This window comes from Thermotomaculum hydrothermale, assembly GCF_016592575.1.
In the GTDB taxonomy this organism is placed as follows: Bacteria; Acidobacteriota; Holophagae; order Thermotomaculales; family Thermotomaculaceae; genus Thermotomaculum; species Thermotomaculum hydrothermale.
In genome coordinates this window covers 1476655-1498087 of record NZ_AP017470.1, presented here as the reverse complement: position 1 = coordinate 1498087, position 21433 = coordinate 1476655, and the positions used below count along the sequence as shown (strand labels likewise).

Annotated in this window: 26 protein-coding genes; all 26 read left to right on the top strand. The window is 39.4% G+C overall.

All coding sequences use genetic code 11. From position 1 onward, the window contains the following. Nucleotides 1-64 precede the first annotated feature (64 nt). Nucleotides 65-4399, top strand: a complete 4335-nt coding sequence (rpoB, locus tag TTHT_RS06865) for a DNA-directed RNA polymerase subunit beta (RefSeq protein WP_201327239.1) — start codon at nucleotides 65-67, stop codon at nucleotides 4397-4399. A gap of 11 nt (nucleotides 4400-4410) precedes the next feature. Further along, nucleotides 4411-8580: a DNA-directed RNA polymerase subunit beta' gene (rpoC, locus tag TTHT_RS06860; protein WP_408033911.1), complete on the top strand. Its 4170-nt coding sequence runs from the start codon at nucleotides 4411-4413 to the stop codon at nucleotides 8578-8580. Nucleotides 8581-8698: 118 nt separating this feature from the next. After that, nucleotides 8699-9079, top strand: coding sequence for a 30S ribosomal protein S12 (gene rpsL, locus TTHT_RS06855; RefSeq protein ID WP_201327237.1), 381 nt, complete (start codon nucleotides 8699-8701; stop codon nucleotides 9077-9079). A gap of 10 nt (nucleotides 9080-9089) precedes the next feature. Continuing rightward, a complete protein-coding gene (rpsG, locus tag TTHT_RS06850) occupies nucleotides 9090-9563 on the top strand; it encodes a 30S ribosomal protein S7 (RefSeq protein ID WP_201327236.1) in 474 nt (157 codons plus the stop codon). A 65-nt stretch (nucleotides 9564-9628) separates the two neighbouring features. Further along, entirely contained in the window at nucleotides 9629-11698 is a 2070-nt protein-coding gene (gene fusA, locus TTHT_RS06845; protein WP_201327235.1) for an elongation factor G, read from the top strand. A gap of 18 nt (nucleotides 11699-11716) precedes the next feature. Further along, nucleotides 11717-12919 (top strand): elongation factor Tu, encoded by a 1203-nt coding sequence (gene tuf, locus TTHT_RS06840; RefSeq protein ID WP_201327234.1) that lies wholly within the window; start codon nucleotides 11717-11719, stop codon nucleotides 12917-12919. A gap of 13 nt (nucleotides 12920-12932) precedes the next feature. Further along, nucleotides 12933-13256 (top strand): 30S ribosomal protein S10, encoded by a 324-nt coding sequence (gene rpsJ / locus TTHT_RS06835; RefSeq protein ID WP_201327233.1) that lies wholly within the window; start codon nucleotides 12933-12935, stop codon nucleotides 13254-13256. Between the two features lie 34 nt (nucleotides 13257-13290). Further along, complete coding sequence (rplC, locus tag TTHT_RS06830) at nucleotides 13291-13914, top strand: 50S ribosomal protein L3 (RefSeq protein WP_201327232.1); 624 nt, start codon at nucleotides 13291-13293, stop codon at nucleotides 13912-13914. A gap of 12 nt (nucleotides 13915-13926) precedes the next feature. Next, on the top strand, nucleotides 13927-14550 hold the full coding sequence (rplD, locus tag TTHT_RS06825) for a 50S ribosomal protein L4 (protein ID WP_201327231.1): 624 nt from the start codon (nucleotides 13927-13929) through the stop codon (nucleotides 14548-14550). Next, entirely contained in the window at nucleotides 14547-14840 is a 294-nt protein-coding gene (gene rplW / locus TTHT_RS06820) for a 50S ribosomal protein L23 (protein WP_201327230.1), read from the top strand. The genes rplD and rplW overlap by 4 nt, the downstream gene beginning before the upstream one ends. A gap of 11 nt (nucleotides 14841-14851) precedes the next feature. After that, a complete protein-coding gene (gene rplB, locus TTHT_RS06815) occupies nucleotides 14852-15679 on the top strand; it encodes a 50S ribosomal protein L2 (RefSeq protein ID WP_201327229.1) in 828 nt (275 codons plus the stop codon). Between the two features lie 14 nt (nucleotides 15680-15693). Then, the gene (gene rpsS, locus TTHT_RS06810) at nucleotides 15694-15975 is read left to right on the top strand and encodes a 30S ribosomal protein S19 (protein WP_201327228.1); all 282 of its coding nucleotides are present in this window, start codon (nucleotides 15694-15696) and stop codon (nucleotides 15973-15975) included. A 9-nt stretch (nucleotides 15976-15984) separates the two neighbouring features. Then, nucleotides 15985-16323 (top strand): 50S ribosomal protein L22, encoded by a 339-nt coding sequence (gene rplV, locus TTHT_RS06805; RefSeq protein ID WP_201327227.1) that lies wholly within the window; start codon nucleotides 15985-15987, stop codon nucleotides 16321-16323. A gap of 13 nt (nucleotides 16324-16336) precedes the next feature. After that, complete coding sequence (gene rpsC, locus TTHT_RS06800) at nucleotides 16337-17002, top strand: 30S ribosomal protein S3 (protein ID WP_201327226.1); 666 nt, start codon at nucleotides 16337-16339, stop codon at nucleotides 17000-17002. Between the two features lie 12 nt (nucleotides 17003-17014). Continuing rightward, the gene (gene rplP / locus TTHT_RS06795) at nucleotides 17015-17425 is read left to right on the top strand and encodes a 50S ribosomal protein L16 (protein ID WP_201327225.1); all 411 of its coding nucleotides are present in this window, start codon (nucleotides 17015-17017) and stop codon (nucleotides 17423-17425) included. 11 nt (nucleotides 17426-17436) lie between these two features. Continuing rightward, complete coding sequence (gene rpmC / locus TTHT_RS06790; protein WP_201327224.1) at nucleotides 17437-17640, top strand: 50S ribosomal protein L29; 204 nt, start codon at nucleotides 17437-17439, stop codon at nucleotides 17638-17640. Then, nucleotides 17630-17884 carry a 30S ribosomal protein S17 gene (gene rpsQ, locus TTHT_RS06785; protein ID WP_201327223.1) on the top strand — a complete coding sequence of 85 codons (255 nt, stop codon included), beginning with the start codon at nucleotides 17630-17632 and terminating at the stop codon, nucleotides 17882-17884. The genes rpmC and rpsQ overlap by 11 nt, the downstream gene beginning before the upstream one ends. A gap of 21 nt (nucleotides 17885-17905) precedes the next feature. Beyond that, entirely contained in the window at nucleotides 17906-18274 is a 369-nt protein-coding gene (rplN, locus tag TTHT_RS06780; protein WP_201327222.1) for a 50S ribosomal protein L14, read from the top strand. Between the two features lie 13 nt (nucleotides 18275-18287). Then, entirely contained in the window at nucleotides 18288-18617 is a 330-nt protein-coding gene (gene rplX / locus TTHT_RS06775; RefSeq protein ID WP_408033910.1) for a 50S ribosomal protein L24, read from the top strand. A 9-nt stretch (nucleotides 18618-18626) separates the two neighbouring features. Then, nucleotides 18627-19166, top strand: coding sequence for a 50S ribosomal protein L5 (gene rplE, locus TTHT_RS06770; protein ID WP_201327220.1), 540 nt, complete (start codon nucleotides 18627-18629; stop codon nucleotides 19164-19166). Between the two features lie 12 nt (nucleotides 19167-19178). Beyond that, nucleotides 19179-19364: a type Z 30S ribosomal protein S14 gene (locus TTHT_RS06765; protein WP_201327219.1), complete on the top strand. Its 186-nt coding sequence runs from the start codon at nucleotides 19179-19181 to the stop codon at nucleotides 19362-19364. Nucleotides 19365-19376: 12 nt separating this feature from the next. Next, nucleotides 19377-19769 (top strand): 30S ribosomal protein S8, encoded by a 393-nt coding sequence (rpsH, locus tag TTHT_RS06760; protein WP_201327218.1) that lies wholly within the window; start codon nucleotides 19377-19379, stop codon nucleotides 19767-19769. 12 nt (nucleotides 19770-19781) lie between these two features. After that, complete coding sequence (gene rplF / locus TTHT_RS06755; RefSeq protein ID WP_201327217.1) at nucleotides 19782-20321, top strand: 50S ribosomal protein L6; 540 nt, start codon at nucleotides 19782-19784, stop codon at nucleotides 20319-20321. A 12-nt stretch (nucleotides 20322-20333) separates the two neighbouring features. Next, a complete protein-coding gene (rplR, locus tag TTHT_RS06750) occupies nucleotides 20334-20699 on the top strand; it encodes a 50S ribosomal protein L18 (RefSeq protein WP_201327216.1) in 366 nt (121 codons plus the stop codon). Nucleotides 20700-20714: 15 nt separating this feature from the next. Next, nucleotides 20715-21230, top strand: coding sequence for a 30S ribosomal protein S5 (rpsE, locus tag TTHT_RS06745; protein WP_201327215.1), 516 nt, complete (start codon nucleotides 20715-20717; stop codon nucleotides 21228-21230). Next, nucleotides 21230-21427 carry a 50S ribosomal protein L30 gene (rpmD, locus tag TTHT_RS06740; protein ID WP_201327214.1) on the top strand — a complete coding sequence of 66 codons (198 nt, stop codon included), beginning with the start codon at nucleotides 21230-21232 and terminating at the stop codon, nucleotides 21425-21427. The genes rpsE and rpmD overlap by 1 nt, the downstream gene beginning before the upstream one ends. Nucleotides 21428-21433: the final 6 nt, after the last annotated feature.

The following is a 21433-nucleotide window of genomic DNA, read 5'->3' as shown; positions in this document are numbered from 1 at the left end:
TTAACATGTTCTTAAATAACTATACACAACTTTTGCGATAATATCAAGTTTTAGGAGATAAAAAATGGAAAATATGCCGAAAAATGTTCATTTGGAAAGACATGATTTTTCCAAAATAAAAACCTATCTACCAATCCCTAATCTAATCAGCATTCAGCTGGACTCTTATGCAAAGTTTTTGCAAATGGAAAAGTTGCCGGAAGACAGAAAAGAGATAGGGTTGCAGGCGGCGTTTAAAAGCGTCTTTGATATAGAGGATTTTAGAGGGAAAGCAAAGATCGAATTTGTTGAATATAGAATTGGTAACTGGGAATGTAAGTGCGGATTTTTGAAAGGTGAGGAGCACAATAGGTTTAAGTGCAAAAAATGTAAGAAGAATATTTATGTTAAAGACCCAACAGACAAGTATGTTATTTGTGAACACTGTGGATACAGAAACGATGCAAAACCTGATATTTGTCCAAAATGTGAAACTCCTGTTGAGTTGAAGCTGGATTATACAGTAGAAGAATGCGAAAGCATGGAAAAAACTTATTCCGTACCTTTGAAAGTAAAGTTCAGGTTGACTGTGTTCGATGTAGATTCAAAGGGTGAAAAAACTGTTAAAGATGTAAAAGAGAAAGAGATTTTCTTTGGTGAAATCCCTATAATGACCAAAAGAGGAACCTTTATTTTCAACGGTACGGAAAGGGTTATTGTTAACCAGTTAAACAGGTCTCCAGGTGTTTTCTATAAAAAGGATAAAGATAAAAACTCATACATACTTCAAATTATCCCGTACAGAGGTGCCTGGATTGAATTTGAGTTTGACAAAAAAGAGATAATGTACATAAGGATAGACAGAAAAAGGAAATTCAATGCTGGAATTTTTCTGAGATGTTTTGGGCTTATTGATGAGGATTTTTCAAAGACTGAAACATTTTTAAAGAGATTTTACACTGTACATAAAATGAAAACTGGTAAAGAAGATGACATTATTTATTTGACTCCTTCAATTGCTTTGAAAGATAAGAGAGTTGCAGAAGACATTATAGGTGCTGATGGCAAGAAAATATTATCTGAAGGCAATAAATTTAAAAAATCAACTTTAAGGAGAATTGCTGAAGACAGCTTTATCCCATTTAACCTTTCAGAATTTGACATTATTAGAAATGTAGAGGATATTGTTAACCCTGAAACAGGTGAGGTTCTTTATCCGGCAAACTCAGATATTACAATTGTAGAGCTTGAAAAGTTAAGAGAGTTAGGCATAAAAGAAATTGATGTAATTCTTCCCAAAGACGATATTGTTGGTCCTGTACTTAGTAACACATTGCAAAAAGATGGTGTAAAAGACACTAACGATGCTTTAATTGACCTTTACAGGAAATTAAGGCCTGGTGATCCTCCAACTTTAGAAAGTGCAAGAAAGCTTTTCCTGTCTCTCTGCTTTGATAGGGACAGATACGACCTTTCAAGGGTTGGTAGGCTTAAATTAAACACAAAGTTGGGAGTAAAGACTGATCTTGATCAAAAGGAATTGTCAATAGAAGACATACTTATTTCTCTGGATTACTACTTCAAAATCCCGAAAGGAATCGGTGAGGTTGACGATATTGACCACCTGTCCAACAGGAGAATTAGGTCAGTTGGAGAATTGCTTGAAAACCAGTTTAGAGTTGGGCTTGTTCGTGTGCAGAAGGCTATAAAGGAAAAGATGTCTATTATGGACGATTTTGAACAGGTTACCCCTGCTGAACTAATTAGCCCAAAACCTGTAATGGCTATTTTAAGAGAATTTTTCGGGCAATCTCAGCTTTCACAGTTTATGGACCAGACAAATATTCTCTCTGAAATTACCCATAAGAGAAGGCTTTCCTCGTTAGGCCCTGGTGGTTTGAGCAGAGAGAGGGCAGGTTTTGAGGTGAGGGATGTTCACCCCTCTCATTACGGCAGGATTTGTCCTATTGAAACACCTGAAGGTCCTAATATTGGTTTGATTGTTTCACTTGCCTGCTATGCAAAGGTTAACGAATTCGGATTTATTGAAACCCCATATAAAAAAGTTGAAAATGGAAGGGTTTTAGACCATTTTAAGGTAATATTCCCTGGAGATTCAAAGAAATATAAAGTGGGGGATATTATATTAAAGGAAGAATTAGAAGCTGAAAATAAAAAACTTGAGAAAGAAGGCAAGCTTTTAATGGCTGCTGAGCCTTATGTGTTTTACCTCTCAGCCTGGGAAGAAGATAAGTATAAAATTGCTCAGGCAAATGCTCCAAGAGATGAAAACAACTATATTACAGTTGAGCAGGTAAATGCCAGGGTTGCAGGTGAGTCAAAGCTTGTACCGAGAGAAGAGCTTGATTATATTGATGTTTCTCCAAAGCAGATTGTTTCTATTGCTGCATCCTTAATCCCATTTCTTGAGCATGATGACGCAAACAGGGCTTTGATGGGTTCTAACATGCAGAGGCAGGGAGTGCCTCTGTTAAGGACGGAAGCTCCTTTTGTTGGAACTGGTATGGAGCATATAGTCGCAAAAGACAGCGGGCTTACTGTTGTTGCTAAAAGGTCAGGATGGGTAGAAGCTGTTGATGGACAGAGGATTGTTGTTAGGGTTGACAGCAAAGAGACAAATCAGGGAGTTGTAGGTGTAGATATCTATCCATTGGTAAAATTCAAAAGGTCTAACCAGGATACATGCTTTAATCAGAAACCAATTGTTAAAAAGGGAGATTATGTTCATAAAGGTGAGATAATTGCCGATGGACCTGGTACAGATAGAGGTGAACTTGCGTTAGGAAGAAATGTTTTAGTTGCCTTTATGCCCTGGAGGGGATACAACTTTGAGGACGCAATACTTGTTAGTGAAAAAATTGTTAAAGAGGATGTTTATACCTCAATCCATATTGAAGAACTTGAGGTGGAAGCAAGGGATACTAAATTAGGTCCAGAGGAAATTACCAGAGATATACCAAATGTTAACGAGGAGTTTCTAAAAGACCTTGATGATAGTGGAATTATAAGAATAGGTGCCAAGGTTAAGCCTGGAGATATCCTTGTAGGTAAGGTTACTCCAAAGGGAGAATCAACTCCAAGTCCTGAAGAAAAGCTTTTAAAGGCCATCTTTGGTGCTAAAGCGGAAGATGTAAAGGATGCTTCTCTAAGAACACCTCCTGGAATGGAAGGTACAGTTGTTGATGTTAAAATTTTTGCAAGAAAAGGTGTTGAAAAAGACGAGAGGGCAAAGAAGATTGAGCAGGAGAGAATTGAAGCATTAGAAAAGGATTTTCAGGATAAGGAAAGAATTATCAGAATTCAGACAAAATTTCAGATTCTCTCTCTCATTGAGGGGATGAAGTTAAGTGAAGACTTTGTTGATAAACACGGAAATCTTGTAGCAAAAAAGGGCACCAAAATTACAGAAGATTTTATTGATACCATTGGAATTAAAGATTCGGCGAATATTAAGGTAGGAAATAAGAAGGTTGAAGAAGAGTTAAAGAAACTTATTGATAAGTTTGATGAAAAAATTGAGATTGAAAGAAAAGTTTTTGAGAATGAAGTTGAAAAGCTCAAGAAGGGTGACGAATTACCTGCTGGCGTTATTAAGATGGTTAAGGTTTACATCGCTGTTAAGAGGAAGCTTTCTGAAGGAGATAAAATGGCAGGTAGGCACGGAAACAAGGGTGTTGTTTCCAGAATACTTCCAGAAGAGGATATGCCTTATCTACCTGACGGCACTCCTGTTGACATTGTCTTGAATCCTTTAGGTGTTCCGTCTCGTATGAATGTAGGACAGATTCTTGAAACTCACTTAGGTTGGGCAGCAAAGGCTCTTGGTATGCACTTTGCAACCCCTGTTTTTGACGGTGCATCTTCCGAAGATATTAAGTACTACCTGAAAAAGGCGGGACTACCTGAATCCGGACAAACATTCCTTTACGATGGGAAAACTGGAGAGAGGTTTGACCAGCCAGTTACTGTAGGTTATATGTATCTATTGAAATTGCATCACCTTGTTGACAACAAGATTCACGCAAGGTCAATAGGCCCGTACTCTCTGATAACTCAACAGCCATTAGGCGGTAAAGCACAGTTTGGTGGACAGAGGTTTGGTGAAATGGAAGTTTGGGCACTTGAGGCATACGGTGCTGCCTATACATTGCAGGAAATGCTCACATATAAATCAGATGATGTTCAGGGAAGGAACAAGGTATACGAGGCTATAGTGAAAGGACACGAAATTCCTGAGCCTGGAATCCCTGAATCCTTCAATGTTTTAATGAAGGAAATAATGAGTTTATGCCTCAACCTTCAGTTTAATGTTGACGAAGAAGAATCTGAAGAGGGAGAAGATTCAGTAATGGATGAAGACATTTTTAATATAGATAACACCGATACTAATGACAATTAATTTGGGAGGATATTGTGGAAAAGCAACATAAACCGGGAAGCAATATTGGTGGTGATTTTTCAATTAACCACATAAAGAATATTAAAATAGGAATAGCCTCTCCAGAGGATATAAGAGAGTGGTCTTACGGAGAGGTCACAAAACCGGAAACAATAAATTACAGAACATTCAAACCTGAAAAAGATGGTCTGTTTTGTGCAAAAATTTTCGGTCCAATAAACGATTACGAATGCTTATGTGGAAAGTACAAAAAACCAAGATATAAGGGAATTGTGTGTGATAAATGTGGCGTTGAGGTTACATTATCAAAGGTAAGAAGAGAAAGAATGGGTAGAATAGAGCTTGTTGCCCCTGTTTCCCATATCTGGTTTTTAAAAGCGCTTCCTTCCAAAATTGGAACTCTCCTTGATATTACTTTGAGAAATGTTGAAAAGGTTCTTTATTTTGAAAGTTATATTGTTCTTGACCCAGGAACCACAAACCTTGAATACAAGCAGTTGTTAAGTGAGGATGAATACAGAAAAGCTCTTGAAGAGTATGGTAGTGGAAGCTTTGAAGTTGGAATGGGAGCAGAGGCTATAAAGAGGCTTTTAGAAGACTTGAACATTGAAGAATTAGCAGTAGAGCTTAGATACGATATGCTTAACGAAACATCTGAGCAAAAAAAGATAAAAATTGCTAAAAGGTTGAAAATTGTAGATGCATTTAGGAAATCAGGCAACAAGCCTGAATATATGATTTTAGATGTTATACCGGTAATTCCTCCCGAATACAGACCTCTTGTTCCATTAGATGGTGGAAGGTTTGCCACTTCAGATTTAAACGATCTTTACAGAAGGGTAATAAATAGAAATACAAGGCTTAAAAAACTCATTGAATTGAGGGCTCCTGAAGTTATTATGAGAAATGAAAAGAGGATGCTTCAGGAAGCAGTTGATGCTCTTTTTGACAACGGAAGAATGGGCAAGGTAGTTAAGGGTTCCAATGATAGACCCCTTAAGTCTCTTGCAGATAACCTGAAAGGGAAAAAGGGTAGATTTAGGCAAAACCTTTTAGGAAAGAGGGTTGACTACTCAGGAAGAACAGTTATTGTTATAGGCCCTGAACTTAAACTTAATCAGTGTGGATTGCCTAAAAAAATGGCTATTGAATTGTTTAAGCCCTTTATCTTCCACGAGCTTGAAAAAAGAGGCTATGCAAAAACCATTAAAGAAGCCAAAGAGATGGTTGAACTTGAAAAGCCGGAAGTTTGGGATGTGCTTGAAGATGTTATCACCGGGCACCCTGTCCTTTTAAACAGGGCTCCAACACTTCACAGGCTTTCAATTCAGGCGTTCTATCCTGTATTAATAGAGGGTAAGGCAATAAAACTTCATCCTCTTGTATGTACAGCATTTAACGCAGATTTTGATGGAGACCAGATGGCTGTTCATGTGCCTTTGTCTCCTAAAGCACAGCTTGAATCGGTTGTTTTAATGCTATCTTCAAACAACCTTCTTTCACCTGCATCTGGAAGGCCTATTGTAACTCCAACCCAGGATATAGTCTTAGGTTCTTATTACCTGACGGTAATGAGGAAAAACAGAAAAGGAGAGGGCAAGGTTTTTTCAGATTTTCATGAAGCGCTTGCTGCCTATGAGGCAGGTTTTGTTGATATTCACGCAAGAATTAAGGTTAGGTATACAGGTAAGATACTTGAAACATCAAAGGCAAGAGACCCGCAAAATCTTGTAGAAATGGATGTGGAGTATGTTGAAAACAAACTTATTGAAACAACACCGGGAAGAATACTTTTTAATGAAGCCTTAAAAGGATACCTCCCATTTGTAAACGGATTACTTAAAAAGAAAGGGTTGGGAAGCCTTGTTTCACTTGCATACAAAACCCTTGATAGGGAAAAAACAGTAGAAATTCTTGATGAAATTAAGAAAACAGGATTTTACTATGCAACAAAGGGGGGAATATCCTTTGGTATGGACGATATTATTGTTCCTGAGGCAAAGAAAAAGATTTTAGAAGAAGCTCCAAAGGAAATTGCAAAGATTGAAGAGATGTACCAGCAGGGGCAGATTGAGGCATCTGAAAGATATAATAAAATAATTAAATTCTGGGGAGATATTACAGACAAGGTTGCTGAAGAGATGATGAAAGACCTTGAAAAGGCAAATGAAGAGGGAGAATTCCTTAATCCAATTTACATTATGGCAGATTCCGGTGCAAGGGGTTCTAAACAGCAGATTAGACAGCTTGCTGGAATGAGGGGATTGATGGCTAAACCATCAGGTGAAATTATTGAAACCCCAATTACTGCAAACTTTAAAGAGGGTTTATCTGTATTGCAGTACTTTGTGTCAACCCACGGAGCAAGAAAAGGTCTTGCAGATACTGCGTTGAAAACAGCAGACTCAGGTTACTTAACAAGAAGGCTTATTGATGTAGCTCAGGATGTTATTGTAAGGGAAGAAGACTGCGGAACACTTGACGGAATCTGGATTACAGCTCTAATTGACCAGGGTGAAGTAAAGGTTCCTTTAAGAGAGAGAATTGTAGGTAGGGTTGCTCTTGAAGATATTGTAGATCCATATACAAATGAATTGATAGTTCCTGCTGGCGAGGAAATTACCGAGCCTCTTGCTGAAGCAATAGAGAATGCTGGTATTGAGAAGGTAAGAATCAGGTCTGTTTTAACCTGTGAGTCAAGAGAAGGTGTTTGCAGAAAATGTTATGGAAGAAACCTTGCAACAGGTAAGCTTGTTGAGTTAGGTGAGGCTGTTGGAGTAATTGCTGCTCAATCAATTGGTGAACCTGGCACCCAGTTGACAATGAGAACTTTCCACGTTGGTGGAACAGCTTCCAGAGTTGCAGAGCATTCCAAACATGAAGCCGGGAGAAAAGGTACAATTAAATTTGTTAACATTTCTTATGTTGAAGCAGAAGATGGCACCCTTGTTGTTCTCTCAAGGAAAGGTTATATTGCAATTGTTGATGATGAAGGAAATGAGAGAGAAAAGTACAACCTTGTAACCGGTGCAAAGGTTTTTGTAAAAGATGGACAGCCTGTTGAAGAAGGGCAATTAATTGCTGAATGGGATCCATTCTCATTTGTTATTGTTGCTGATAAATCAGGATATGTTGATTTTAGAGATGTTAAAGAAGGCCTGACAATGGTTGAAGATGTTGATGAGACAACAGGTTTTACCAGAATGAAGATTATTGAATGCCCTGATGAGAAAATTCAGCCAATGATAATTTTGAGAAATGAAGACAGGGAAGCAATTGCTAAATATCCGCTGCCAACAGGTTCAATTATTGTTGTTGACGAAGGGCAGTATATTTCAGCTGGAACTACACTTGCTAAAATTGCGAGAGATACCACTAAAACAATGGATATTACAGGCGGTCTTCCAAGGGTTGTTGACCTTTTTGAGGGAAGAAAGCCAAGGGATTACGCTATTATCTCTGAGATTGATGGTGTGGTAAGGTACGGAAAGATTGTTAGAGGTTACAGGAAAATCTATGTTGAATCTCCTACCGGCGATAAGAAGGAATACAATATCCCTAAAGGTAAGTACATTCACTTTAACGACGGGGATGAAATTATGGCTGGTGAACCATTAATTGATGGTCCTATCAACCCGCATGATATACTTCATGTTTTAGGTGCCAAAGAATTACAGAAATTTCTTATCAATGAAATTCAGGAAGTTTACAGAAACCAGGGTGTTTCAATTAATGACAAGCACATTGAGATTATAATCAGGCAGATGATGAGGTGGATTGAGGTTGTTGATCCGGGTGATTCAGAATTTGTTGTGGGTGATAAAGTTGATAAGTTTAAATTCCAGGCAGTTAATGACCAGTTACTTGCTGAAGGCAAAAAGCCTGCAAAGGGTAGGCAGTTGCTGTTGGGTATCACCAAGGCGGCATTGAACACAGATAGTTTTATTTCAGCCGCTTCTTTCCAGGAAACAACTAAGGTTCTCACAGATGCAAGTGTTGAAGGGAGAATTGATTACCTTCACGGCTTGAAAGAAAATGTGATTTTAGGAAAATTGATACCGGCAGGAACAGGATTTTACGCTTATCATGACTTTGAAATTGAAGAGGATGAGACTATTAAAGAGATTGAATCTGAAGAAAAAGCAGAGGAGCAGGCTAAAAAAAGTCTCGGAATAGAGTAAAAATAAAATTTTGAAGTAAAAAAAAGTTGACTTGTGCGTTCAGGTTTTGTTAGAATTCAATTTGCTTTGTGGAGTTTTGTGTATTAACTGGAAAAAATAAAAATAAAGGAGTGAGGAATTGCCGACAATTAACCAATTAGTCAGAAAAGGAAGACAAAAAATTAAAACAAAAACAAAGTCTCCTGCATTGACAAGATGCCCCCAGAGAAGAGGGGTTTGTACAAGGGTTTATACAACAACCCCAAAAAAACCTAACTCTGCTATCAGAAAGGTGGCAAGGGTAAGGTTGACAAATGGGTTTGAGGTAACAGCCTACATTCCCGGTATCGGGCATAATTTGCAGGAGCACTCAGTTGTTTTAATTAGAGGCGGTAGGGTTAAGGATTTACCAGGTGTTCGTTACCACATTATTCGTGGTACTCTTGATGCACAGGGTGTTGAAGGAAGATTAACCTCAAGATCTAAATACGGTGTTAAGAGACCGAAAGCAGCTAAGTGAGGAGTGAGGTATGCCAAGAAGGAAAAGAGGTGAATTAGTAAGAGAGGTAATGCCTGATCCTGTTTACAACAGTGAGATGGTAACAAGGTTTATTAACAAATTGATGTATGATGGTAAAAAAAGTGTTGCCGCAAAAATCTTTTACGGTGCACTTGATTTAATCAAGGAAAAGACAGGGGAAGAACCTCTGAAGGTTTTCAAGCAGGCTGTTGAAAATGCAAAGCCGCTTGTGGAAACCAAATCAAGAAGGGTAGGAGGGGCAACCTACCAGGTACCAATTGAAGTAAACCCCAGAAGGCAGCTCTCCCTGAGCATGCGTTGGTTAGTTGCTGCTGCAAGAGCAAGAGGAGAAAAAACTATGGTTCAAAGGCTTGCAGCGGAACTTATTGCGGCATCTAAAAATGAAGGTGCTGCTATTAAGAAAAAAGAAGATGTTCACAGAATGGCAGAAGCCAACAAGGCTTTTGCTCACTATCGCTGGTAAGTTAAGCGATATCTTTGACAATCAAAAATTTAAAGTAACACTTTTAGTCTAAAAAGGAGAAAGTTGTGGCGAGGTTAGTACCACTTGAAAGGATAAGAAATATCGGTATTATGGCTCATATTGACGCCGGAAAAACTACTACTACAGAACGCATTCTGTACTATACCGGCGTAAGCCATAAGATAGGAGAAGTGCATGAAGGCACTGCTCAAATGGATTGGATGGTGCAGGAGCAGGAAAGAGGGATTACGATTACCTCTGCTGCAACCACCTGTTTCTGGAAAAACTATAGAATTAATATAATTGATACTCCGGGACACGTTGATTTTACTGCTGAGGTTGAAAGAAGCTTAAGGGTTCTTGACGGAGCAGTTGCTGTTTTTTGCGCTGTGGGAGGTGTTCAGCCTCAATCTGAGACAGTCTGGAGACAGGCTGATAAGTATAGAGTTCCAAGAATTGCTTTTGTTAATAAAATGGACAGGCAGGGAGCAGATTTCTTTGGTTGCATGGATCAGATGGAAGAAAAATTAAACGCAAGGCCTGTTGCTCTTCAATTACCATGGGGTAAAGAAGATACCTTTACCGGAGTTATAGATCTTGTTGAGATGAAGGCATATAAATATAAAGATGAAACATTGGGTGCTGAATATGAAGTTCATGATATCCCGGAAGATATGAAGGAAATGGCTGAAGAGTACAGGGCAAAGGTAATTGAGGCGGCGGCTGAAACCTGTGATGAATATATGGAGAAATACCTTGAAGGAGAAGAGTTAACAATTGATGAGATTAAAGATGGTATAAGGAAGGGAACAATTAACCTTTACTTTACCCCTGTACTTTGTGGTACAGCGTTTAAAAACAAGGGTGTTCAGCCTTTACTTGATGCAATTGTTGACTATATGCCCAGCCCGTTGGATATTCCTCCGGTTCAGGGTATTGACCCAAACACCGGGGAAGAAATTATCAGAGAGACAAAGGACGATGCGCCTTTCTGCGCTCTTGCATTTAAGATAATGACAGACCCGTATGTTGGTCAGCTTGTGTTTATCAGGGTATATTCAGGTCATCTTGAAAGCGGAAGTTATGTTTACAATGCCAACTCTGGTAAAAAGGAAAGGGTTGGAAGACTTCTTAAAATGCACGCGAATAAGAGAGAAGAAATTAAAGAAGTTTGGGCAGGGGATATTGCTGCAGTTGTCGGTTTGAAAGGAGTTACGACTGGAGACACAATCTGTGATGAGAAACATCCTATTATCCTTGAATCAATGGAATTTCCCGAACCGGTAATCTCTGTTGCTATTGAGCCAAAAACAAAGGCGGATCAGGAAAAGTTAGGCGCTGCATTACAGAAGCTTGCTATGGAAGACCCAACTTTTAAAGTTCATGTTGATAAAGAGACAGGTCAGACAATTATTTCCGGTATGGGTGAATTGCACCTTGAGATTATTGTTGACAGGCTTATGAGGGAATTTAAAGTGGAGGCTAGCGTAGGTCAGCCTCAGGTTGCTTACAGGGAATCTATTAAGAAATCTGTTGAGCATGAAGAGAAATACATCAAACAAACTGGTGGTAAAGGTCAATACGGTCATGTCAAAATAAGGCTTGAGCCGTATCCTGAAGACCACTTTAAGTTTGTTGATGAGATAACAGGTGGTGTAATCCCAAGGGAATACATCAAGCCTATTGAAAAGGGTATTTTAGAGGCTATGGAGACCGGGGTATTGGCCGGATATGAAGTGACAAATGTGAAAGTCACTCTCTATGACGGTTCTTACCACGAAGTTGACTCCTCTGAAATGGCTTTTAAGATCTGTGCCTCGCTGGCATTTAAAAACGCAGCGAGAAAAGCCGATCCTTATCTCCTTGAGCCAATTATGGAAGTTGAAGTTACCACTCCTGAACAGTATTTAGGGGATGTTATGGGTGACTTGAATTCAAGAAGAGGTAGGGTTGCTAACCTTGAATCAAAGGGCGGCTTGCAGATTATAAAAGCCTATGTGCCTCTCGCCGAAATGTTCGGATATGCAACTGTCTTGAGGTCTTTGAGTCAGGGAAGGGCTTCTTATGTAATGCAGTTTGCAAGGTATGAAGAGGTTCCAAAATCTATTGCTGAAAAAATTATAGGCGAAGCATAAAAAATTAGGAGGTAATTTATGGCAAAGGAAAAATTTGAAAGAACGAAACCGCACGTAAACATAGGAACAATTGGTCACGTTGACCACGGAAAAACAACCCTGACAGCGGCAATCACCAATGTGCTTGCTAACTACTTGGGAACAGTACAGCCCAAGTCATTTGATGAAATTGACAACGCGCCAGAAGAAAAGGCAAGAGGAATCACCATCAACACTGCGCATGTAGAATACGAAACAGAAAAAAGGCACTATGCACACGTTGACTGCCCTGGCCACGCAGACTACGTAAAAAACATGATCACCGGTGCAGCACAGATGGACGGGGCAATCTTAGTTGTATCAGCATACGACGGTCCAATGCCCCAGACAAGAGAACACATACTACTTGCAAGGCAAGTTAACGTACCATACATAGTAGTATTCTTAAACAAAGTAGACATGGTAGACGACCCGGAACTCATTGAATTAGTAGAAATGGAAGTAAGAGAGCTTCTCAACGAATACCAATTCCCTGGAGACGAAGTACCAGTAATCAAAGGCAGTGCCTTAAAAGCACTTGAATGCTCCTGTGGAAAAAGAGAATGCCCAAACTGCGGCCCAATCCTTGAACTCATGGACGCAGTAGACGAATTCATCCCACTACCAGAAAGAGACGTAGACAAACCATTCTTAATGCCAATAGAAGACGTATTCTCAATCTCCGGAAGAGGAACAGTTGTAACAGGAAGAATAGAAAGAGGCGTAATCACAACAGGTGAAGAAGTAGAAATCGTAGGAATCAGGCCGACAATCAAAAGAGTAGTAACAGGCGTAGAAATGTTCAGAAAAATCCTTGACAGAGGAGAAGCAGGAGACAACGTAGGACTCTTACTCAGGGGAACAGACAAGAGAGAAGTAGAAAGAGGACAGGTAGTGGCAAAACCTGGAACAATCACACCGCACACCAAATTCGAAGGCGAAGTATACATCCTTACCAAAGAAGAAGGTGGAAGACACAAGCCATTCAGAGCAGGCTACAGGCCACAATTCTACTTCAGGACAACAGACGTAACAGGAACAATAGAATTACCAGACGGAAGAGAAGTGGTAATGCCTGGCGACAACCTGACAATCAAGGTAGAACTCATCACTCCGATTGCAATGGAGCAGGGTTTAAGATTCGCAATCAGAGAAGGTGGAAGAACTGTTGGAGCAGGAACAGTTACAAAAATTATTGAGTAATGGAGATTGATTTATGAAAAGCGATAGAATAAGAATTAGACTGAAGGCGTATGATCACAGGGTGTTAGATCAATCTACATCTGAAATTGTGGAAACGGCGAAGAGGACAGGCTCTGAAGTTTCAGGGCCTATCCCTCTTCCTACCGAAATATCAAGATTTACCGTAATCAGGTCTCCGCATGTAAATAAGAAATCAAGAGAGCAGTTTGAAATCAGAGTGCATAAAAGATTGATTGATATACTTGAGCCGACGGAGAATACAATTGAAGCTTTAATGAAGCTTGAGCTCCCGGCAGGAGTAAATGTGGAGATTAAGGCTACGGAAAAGAAGAATTAATTAAATGTTGCAGTTGAATTTGGAGGAAGATGTTATGGTTAACGGACTTATTGGTAAAAAAATCGGAATGTCACAGGTATTTGATGAAAATGGAAAGCTTATCCCTGTGACTTTGATAAAAGCGGGTCCATGTGTTGTTGTTCAGGTAAAAACAAAGGATAAAGACAACTATGAAGCCGTTCAGTTAGGTCTTGTTGAAAAAATAAACCCGAAAAATATAAAAAAGCCTATTAAGGGACACCTTGAAAAAGCTGGAGTAGGTGCTGTGAGGGTTTTAAAAGAGTTTAAGCCTAACGGAGGAGATGCAGTCGAGCCGGGACAGAAGGTAACTGTTGAAATTTTTGAAGGTGTAGAAAAGGTAGATATTACCGGAAAATCAAAGGGAAAAGGTTTCCAGGGCGTAATGAAAAGACATGGCTTTGGCGGCGGTAGAGCAACTCACGGTTCTATGTTCCACAGAGCACCCGGTTCAATTGGACAATGTGCATGGCCTTCAAGGGTTTTCCCTGGGAAAAAACTTCCTGGACAGATGGGGAATAAGAAGGTAACTGTTAAGGGTTTGAAAGTTGTGGGTATTGATAAAGAAAATAACCTTTTAATTGTAAAAGGTGCTGTCCCCGGAAGTCGTGGCAGCTATGTTTTCATAAATAAGGCTTAAGTGGGGTAGGTTATGGCTAAGGTGAAAGTAATAAATTTAGACAACCAGGTTGTTGATGAGGTGGAACTCAATCCTTCAATTTTTGAGGTAGAGTTAAACGAACACCTTGTTTGGGAGGCTTTGAATGCAACCCTTGCAAATAGAAGGGTAGGGACTGCCTCTGCAAAGAATAGAAAAGATGTAAGTGGTGGAGGAAAGAAACCCTGGAGACAAAAAGGTACAGGTAGAGCAAGGCATGGAAGTATAAGGTCTCCTTTATGGGTAGGTGGCGGAACTGTTCATGGGCCACAGCCAAGGGATTTTTCTGTTAAATTTCCAAAGAAAAAGAGAAGAAAAGCTGTAAAAATGCTCCTTTCTGACAAGCTTAGAAATGAAAAGCTTGTTGTTGTTGACAAGTTTGAAATTGAACAGCCAAAAACAAAACTTGTTTATGACAAAGTAATCAAAGGGTTAAATGTTGATTCAGGGCTCTTGATAGACGGAAATTTAAATAGAAACCTCTATCTTTCTTCAAGGAATATCCCGAGATTAAAATCCCTTGTGGCAACTGATTTAAATGTATTTGATTTAATGAAGTATGACTATGTTCTTGTAAGCCTTGATGGTTTAAAGAAAATAGAGGAGGTGCTCGGATGAGAACCGAATACGATATCATTTTGAGGCCGATTCTTTCCGAGAGGAGCACCTTCCTTCAGGAAAGGGAAAACGCTTATACTTTTGAGGTTGCAAAGGATGCTACAAAACCTCAGATTAAGAAGGCTGTGGAAAAGATTTTTGGTGTTAAAGTTAAATCGGTCAGGACAGTTAATGTAAAAGGTAAGAAAAAGAGATTAGGCAGATTTGAAGGTAAAAGAAGAGACTGGAAAAAGGCTATTGTGTACCTTGCCGATAAAGAAAAGAAGATAGACTTCTTTGATAATGTTTAGGAGAGTGAGCTATGGCGTTGAAAAAGTTTAAACCATATACCCCTTCAAGAAGGTTTATGACGGTTGCAGATTTTTCTGTGCTCACTAAGAAAGAGCCTGAAAAATCATTAACCGAACCTTTACATTCTAAGGGTGGCAGAAATAATCTTGGAAGAGTTACGGTCAGGTTTAGAGGTGGCGGTCACAAAAGGCTTTACAGAATAATTGATTTTAAGAGAAATAAAGACAATATTCCCGCAAAAGTCGTGTCTATAGAGTATGACCCAAACAGGTCGGCATGGATCGCTTTGGTGGTTTATGCCGATGGAGAAAAGAGGTACATTATTGCTCCGGAAGGTTTAAAGGTAGGTGATACCATAATGTCGGGAGAAAATGTTGACATTATGGTTGGTAATACCCTTCCTTTAAAAAGCATTCCGGTAGGTACCTTGATTCACAATGTTGAGTTAAAGATTGGTAAAGGTGCCCAATTATGTAGAAGTGCTGGTACATATGCTCAGCTTTTAGCAAAAGAGGGAGACTATGCACACTTGAGACTTCCTTCAGGTGAAGTAAGACTTGTTCATGTTAATTGCAGAGCAACTATTGGGCAGGTAAGTAATCAGGAACATGAAAACATTAAAATTGGAAAAGCAGGAAGAAGCAGGTGGTTAGGCAGAAGACCTCATGTTAGAGGTGTTGCAATGAACCCGATTGATCACCCAATGGGTGGTGGTGAAGGTAGAACTTCTGGTGGAAGACCTTCATGCTCACCATGGGGATGGCCAACAAAGGGTTACAGAACCAGGAAGAAAAATCACAGAACCGATAAGTACATTGTAAGAAGAAGGAAAGCATAAGGTGGAGGATATAGATGGGTAGATCGTTAAAAAAAGGATATTTTGTAGACGACCACCTTTTGAAGAAGGTTCAAAAGGCTAAAGAGACTGGTAGTAAAGCGGTAATAAAAACCTGGTCTCGCAGGTCAACCATTATTCCAGAAATGATTGGGTTGACCTTTGCGGTATACAACGGAAAGAAGTTTATCCCTGTATATGTGGATGAAAACATGGTTGGACACAAATTAGGCGAATTTTCCCCAACAAGGACATTCAGGGGACACGCCGGCAAAGACAAAGGTTCAAAAAGGAAGTAGGGGTAAGCCATGATAGCAAAAGCAGTTGGAAAGTATATTAAAGGTTCTCCTCAGAAAATGAGAATTGTTGTCAATGCTATTAGAGGGAAAAATGTTAACGAAGCACTTGCAATATTGGGAACTTCTCCCAAAGCATATGCAAAAAGGGTTGAGAAGGTTTTAAAGTCTGCTATTGCAAATGCAGAAAACAAAAATGAAGCAATCGATGTTGACACCCTTTATGTAAGCAAGGCATTTGTTGACAAAGGGCCTATGCTTAAAAGGATCAGACCTGCAGCAATGGGGAGAGCAGTCAGGATTTTAAAAAGATATTCACATATCACCATTGAATTGGATGTGAAAGAGTAATTGGAGGTGAATGGTGGGTCAAAAAGTACATCCTTATGGATTTAGGCTGGGATTCAATAAAAATTGGAAATCAAGGTGGTATGCTGAGAAAGAATATCACGATTTCCTTCAGGAAGACCTGGCTTTGAGAAATTGGCTAAAGAAAAGACTTTATCATGCAGGTATTTCTTCTATTGAAATAGAGAGAGCTGTAGATAAAATCACAATCAACATACATACCGCAAAACCTGGTATTGTTATTGGCAGGAAGGGTGCCGAAGTTGAGAATTTAAAAAAAGAAATTCAGAAAAAGCTGAATAAAAAAGATGTTTTTGTTAATGTAGAGCAGGTTAAAAACCCAGAAACAGATGCACAGCTTGTTGCAGAGCAGATTGCTTCTTTGCTTGAGAGAAGAGTTGCATTTAGAAAAGCAATGAAGAGGGCGCAGGAAGCTGCTTTAAAAAAGGGTGTTGAGGGGATTAAAATTAAGGTATCCGGCAGATTAGGTGGAGCAGATATTGCTCGTTCAGAAGAGTATTCTGCTGGAAGAGTTACTCTCTCAACCTTAAAAGCGGATATTGATTACGGCTTTGCAGAATCAATGACAACTTACGGTGTTATCGGTGTTAAAGTGTGGATTAACAAAGGTGAGAAGTTGCCTGTTAAACCGGAGAAAAAAGCCGTTAAAAAGGCTAAGTAGTGGAGGATACTCATGTTAATGCCAAAGAAAGTTAAGTATAGAAAACAACAAAAAGGCAGAGTAAAGGGTAAGGCAACAAGGGGCACTACCGTTGCTTTCGGAGAATACGGGCTTCAGGCTCTTGAAAGTGCCTGGATAACAAACAGGCAAATTGAGGCTGCCCGTATTGCAATCACAAGGCATGTAAAAAGAGGTGGAAAAATCTGGATTAGAATGTTCCCTGATAAGCCTTACACCAAAAAGCCTGCTGAAACAAGAATGGGTAAAGGTAAAGGTTCTCCCGAAGGCTGGGTTGCTGTTGTTAAGCCAGGTAAGGTGCTCTTTGAAATTGAGGGAGTTCCCAAAGAGCTTGCACACAGAGCCTTTGAGCTTGCTGCTGCTAAGCTTCCTATAAAAACCCAGTTTGTAGAGAGAATGAAGTAGGGAGGCTTGAGATGAGAGCAAAAGAGATAAGAGAGTTAACAATTCAGGAAATAGAGGCTTTAGTGGCGGATAAAAAGCAGGAGTTGTTTAAGCTTCGTTTTCAGCATGCTTTGGGGCAACTTGAAAACACTTCAAAGTTAAGGCAGACAAAAAAAGAAATTGCGAGGCTTTACACAATTCTCAGTGAAAAAAGGAGATTAAACGATGCAAAATAGGAAAGTGTTAATCGGTGAAGTGGTAAGCGACAAGATGGACAAATCTATTGTCGTAAAAGTAGAAACACTTGTTATGCATCCTCTTTATAAGAAGTACATCAAAAGGTCTAAAAAGTATATGGCTCATGACCCGAACAATGAGTGTGGTATCGGGGATAAGGTTGAAATTATTGAGTCAAGGCCTTTAAGCAAAAGGAAAAGATGGCGCTTGAAGAGGATACTTGAAAGAGCAGAAAAACTTTAATTTGTGTGAGAGGGGTAGGCTATGATACAGATGGGAACTATTCTAAAAGTTGCAGATAATTCAGGTGCTAAAAAGATTATGTGCATTCACCCGATTGGTTCAAATGTCGGGCAGTATGCAAAAGTAGGTGATATAATCAGGGCTTCCGTTAAAGAAGCGTCACCTTCCTGGAATGAGAAAAAGGTAAAAAAGGTTAAGGCTGTCATTGTAAGGCAGAGAAAAGAAATTAGAAGAAAAGACGGAAGCTATATTAGATTTGATGAAAATGCAGCTGTTTTGATTAACAACGAAAATGAACCAATAGGTACCCGTGTTTTCGGGCCTGTTGCCAGAGAGTTAAGGGAAAAAGGTTTTATGAAAATAGTTTCCCTTGCTCCTGAGGTTCTGTAAGAGGTGCACTATGTTGAGAAAGGCTAAGGTAAAGAAAAAGGATAAAGTTTTAATCCTTGCCGGAAAAGACAAAGGTAAAACCGGCATTGTGCTTGATGTGGATTTGAAGAAAGAGAGGGTTTTGGTTGAAGGAATCAATTATGTTAAAAAGCATGTAAGACCAAATCCAGGCGCAGGAATTCAGGGTGGAATTGAAGAAATGGAAGCGCCTATTCACATCTCAAATGTTATGGTAATTTGTCCTGAATGCGGGAAACCCACAAGGGTTGGTAGAAAAGAATTGAAAGATGGCAAAAGGGTTAGAATTTGTAAAAAATGCAATGGAATGATTGACAAAGCGTAGGAGTGAAGTATGTCAAGGTTGTTAGAGAAATATAAGAATGAAGTTGTACCGAAGTTAATGAAAGACTTCGGATACAAGAACATTCATCAGGTGCCCAAGATTGAGAAAGTGTCTCTCAATATGGGCGTAGGTGAAGGTGCCCAGAATATGAAAACCCTTGATATTGCTGCTGAAACCCTTACTATGATTGCTGGGCAGAGGGCAGTAATTACAAGGGCTAAAAAGTCTATCGCTGCATTTAAATTAAGAGAAGGTATGCCCATTGGTTGCAGGGTAACCTTAAGGGGCGATAGAATGTTTCACTTTTTAGACAAGTTGATTAACATTGATATTCCAAGAATCAAGGACTTCAGGGGTTTAAACCCAAATGCATTTGATGGAAGGGGAAACTACACCATAGGAATTAAAGACCAGTTGATTTTCCCTGAAGTTGATTACAACAAGGTTGATGTTCCAAGGGGATTGAATATCACTATTGTAACAACGGCAAAAACTGACGAGGAAGCGAAAAAACTTCTTGAATACCTCGGAATGCCGTTTAGAAAATAGTAAGGAGTAGGTATGGCAAGAACTGCAAGTATAGCAAAGGCAAATAAAAAGCCTAAGTTTAAAGTTAGGCAGAAAAATCGTTGTAAAATTTGTGGAAGACCCAGAGCTTACTATAGAAAGTTTGGGCTTTGCAGAATTTGTTTAAGAAAATTGGCAAACGAAGGGCTGTTGCCCGGCGTAAGAAAAGCAAGTTGGTAAAGGAGTGAAGGCATGTATACTGATCCTATTGCAGATATGTTAACAAGAGTAAGAAATGCTATTATGGCAAAGCATGAAAAGGTAGAAGTGCCTTCTTCCAGGATGAAGAAGACTATAACTGAAATCTTAAAGGAAGAAGGATATATTAAAAACTTCAAGGTTGTTAATGATGAAGGCAAAGAAAAGATTGTTATCTATCTAAAGTATCACAAAGACGAACCTGTAATTCACGGAATTGAAAGGGTTTCCAAGCCTTCAAGAAGGGTTTATAAGGGCGTAGATGAGTTGCCTGAGGTTTTAGGTGGCTATGGAATTGCAATTGTTTCCACCTCAAAAGGGGTAGTAACCAGTAAAAAAGCAAAAGAACTTGGCGTTGGCGGCGAAGTTATTTGCAGGGTTTGGTAGCGGGAGGAAATTATGTCAAGGATAGGAGTAAAACCAATCCCGGTTCCAGCCGGAGTTCAGGTCACCATTAAACCAAATGAAGTAGAAGTTAAAGGGCCCAAAGGGGTATTAAAAACCCCTGTACCTCCAAAGATAGAAGTTACCCTTGAAGAAAACACAATTTATGTTAAAAGGCAGTCTGAAGACAAACAAACTAAAAGTTTTCACGGCTTAACAAGGGCGCTTTTAAACAATTCGGTTATAGGAGTAACTCAAGGGTTTAAAAAACAACTTCAGATTATTGGTACAGGTTATAAAGCTGCTTTAAAAGGCAGAGTGTTAGAGTTAAATTTGGGGTATTCTCATCCCATTAATTTCAATATTCCTGACGGCATAGAAATCTCTGTTGATGCAAAACAGAATATCATCACTGTTGAAGGATACGATAAGCAGAAGGTTGGAGAAGTAGCCGCTGTAATTAGAAGGTTTAGAGAGCCTGACGCATACAAAGGCAAAGGCGTAAGGTATGTAGACGAACAAATTATCCTCAAACAGGGTAAGACAGGTAAATAATAGGGGGATGAGATGAGGTTTAAGTCTCGTAATGAAAGAAGATTGCATATAAAAAAGAGAATAAGAGCCAAGATTCATGGCACTGCTGAAAGACCAAGATTGGCAGTTTACAAAAGCCTTAAACATATCTATGTGCAGGCAATTGATGATGATAAAAGGGTAACAATTGCCGCTGCATCAACAATGGATAAGGCGCTTAAAGGCAAAGTGAATTACGGTGGGAATGTTGAGGCTGCCAAAAAGGTAGGCGAATTAATCGCTGAAAGGCTGCTTGAAAAGGGTATTGACAAGGTTGTTTTTGACAGGGGCGGATATATCTATCACGGAAGAGTTAAAGCCCTTGCAGATGCAGCAAGAGAAAAAGGATTAAAATTCTAAATATAGGAGGGGCAGTTGGTTAACATCAGCCAGACACAGGACGAATTTGTTGATAGAGTGGTTTATATCGGCAGGGTTACAAAGGTTGTTAAGGGTGGTAAAAACTTTAGCTTCAACGCTCTTTGTGTTGTCGGTGACGAAAAGGGCAAAGTTGGCTATGGTTTAGGAAAAGCCCTTGAAGTACCTGCCGCAATCAGAAAAGGGATTAAAAAGGCTAAGAAAAACCTTATTGAAGTCCCTATTGTAAACCACACTATTCCTTATGAAGTTTGGGGACACTTCGGTGCATCAAGGGTTATGTTGAAACCAGCAAAACCTGGTACCGGAGTTATTGCAGGGGCAACTGTTAGAGCGGTTGTTGAATCTGCAGGTATTAAGGATATTGTTACAAAGTGTTATGGCTCAACCAATCCTCATAATGTTGTTAAGGCGACTATTGATGCTTTGAAACAGCTTAAATATCCTGAAGAAATTATGGAAATGAGGTTTGGTTCAGCCAGGGAAAAAGAAAGAGAAGAGGGTGGTGAATAATGGGCAAGAAGGTATTGGTTATAAAGCAAATTAGAAGCGGTATCGGCCGCCCTGAAAAACACAAAAGAATTCTCAAAAGTTTGGGATTTAGAAAATTAAATCAGGTAAGGGTGGTTGATGATGTCCCTGAAATTAGAGGGCAGATCAACAAAATACCTCATCTTGTAGAAATTCTTGAAGAAAAAGAAGTTGATTAAAGGAGT

Coding starts and splice junctions, on each gene's coding strand:
- rpoB (WP_201327239.1), top strand. CDS start 65: ATGGAAAATATGCCGAAAAATGTTCATTTGGAAAGACATGATTTTTCC.
- rpsG (WP_201327236.1), top strand. CDS start 9,090: ATGCCAAGAAGGAAAAGAGGTGAATTAGTAAGAGAGGTAATGCCTGAT.
- tuf (WP_201327234.1), top strand. CDS start 11,717: ATGGCAAAGGAAAAATTTGAAAGAACGAAACCGCACGTAAACATAGGA.
- rpsJ (WP_201327233.1), top strand. CDS start 12,933: ATGAAAAGCGATAGAATAAGAATTAGACTGAAGGCGTATGATCACAGG.
- rplC (WP_201327232.1), top strand. CDS start 13,291: ATGGTTAACGGACTTATTGGTAAAAAAATCGGAATGTCACAGGTATTT.
- rplD (WP_201327231.1), top strand. CDS start 13,927: ATGGCTAAGGTGAAAGTAATAAATTTAGACAACCAGGTTGTTGATGAG.
- rplW (WP_201327230.1), top strand. CDS start 14,547: ATGAGAACCGAATACGATATCATTTTGAGGCCGATTCTTTCCGAGAGG.
- rplB (WP_201327229.1), top strand. CDS start 14,852: ATGGCGTTGAAAAAGTTTAAACCATATACCCCTTCAAGAAGGTTTATG.
- rpsS (WP_201327228.1), top strand. CDS start 15,694: ATGGGTAGATCGTTAAAAAAAGGATATTTTGTAGACGACCACCTTTTG.
- rplV (WP_201327227.1), top strand. CDS start 15,985: ATGATAGCAAAAGCAGTTGGAAAGTATATTAAAGGTTCTCCTCAGAAA.
- rplP (WP_201327225.1), top strand. CDS start 17,015: ATGTTAATGCCAAAGAAAGTTAAGTATAGAAAACAACAAAAAGGCAGA.
- rpmC (WP_201327224.1), top strand. CDS start 17,437: ATGAGAGCAAAAGAGATAAGAGAGTTAACAATTCAGGAAATAGAGGCT.
- rpsQ (WP_201327223.1), top strand. CDS start 17,630: ATGCAAAATAGGAAAGTGTTAATCGGTGAAGTGGTAAGCGACAAGATG.
- rplN (WP_201327222.1), top strand. CDS start 17,906: ATGATACAGATGGGAACTATTCTAAAAGTTGCAGATAATTCAGGTGCT.
- rplE (WP_201327220.1), top strand. CDS start 18,627: ATGTCAAGGTTGTTAGAGAAATATAAGAATGAAGTTGTACCGAAGTTA.
- TTHT_RS06765 (WP_201327219.1), top strand. CDS start 19,179: ATGGCAAGAACTGCAAGTATAGCAAAGGCAAATAAAAAGCCTAAGTTT.
- rpsH (WP_201327218.1), top strand. CDS start 19,377: ATGTATACTGATCCTATTGCAGATATGTTAACAAGAGTAAGAAATGCT.
- rplF (WP_201327217.1), top strand. CDS start 19,782: ATGTCAAGGATAGGAGTAAAACCAATCCCGGTTCCAGCCGGAGTTCAG.
- rplR (WP_201327216.1), top strand. CDS start 20,334: ATGAGGTTTAAGTCTCGTAATGAAAGAAGATTGCATATAAAAAAGAGA.
- rpmD (WP_201327214.1), top strand. CDS start 21,230: ATGGGCAAGAAGGTATTGGTTATAAAGCAAATTAGAAGCGGTATCGGC.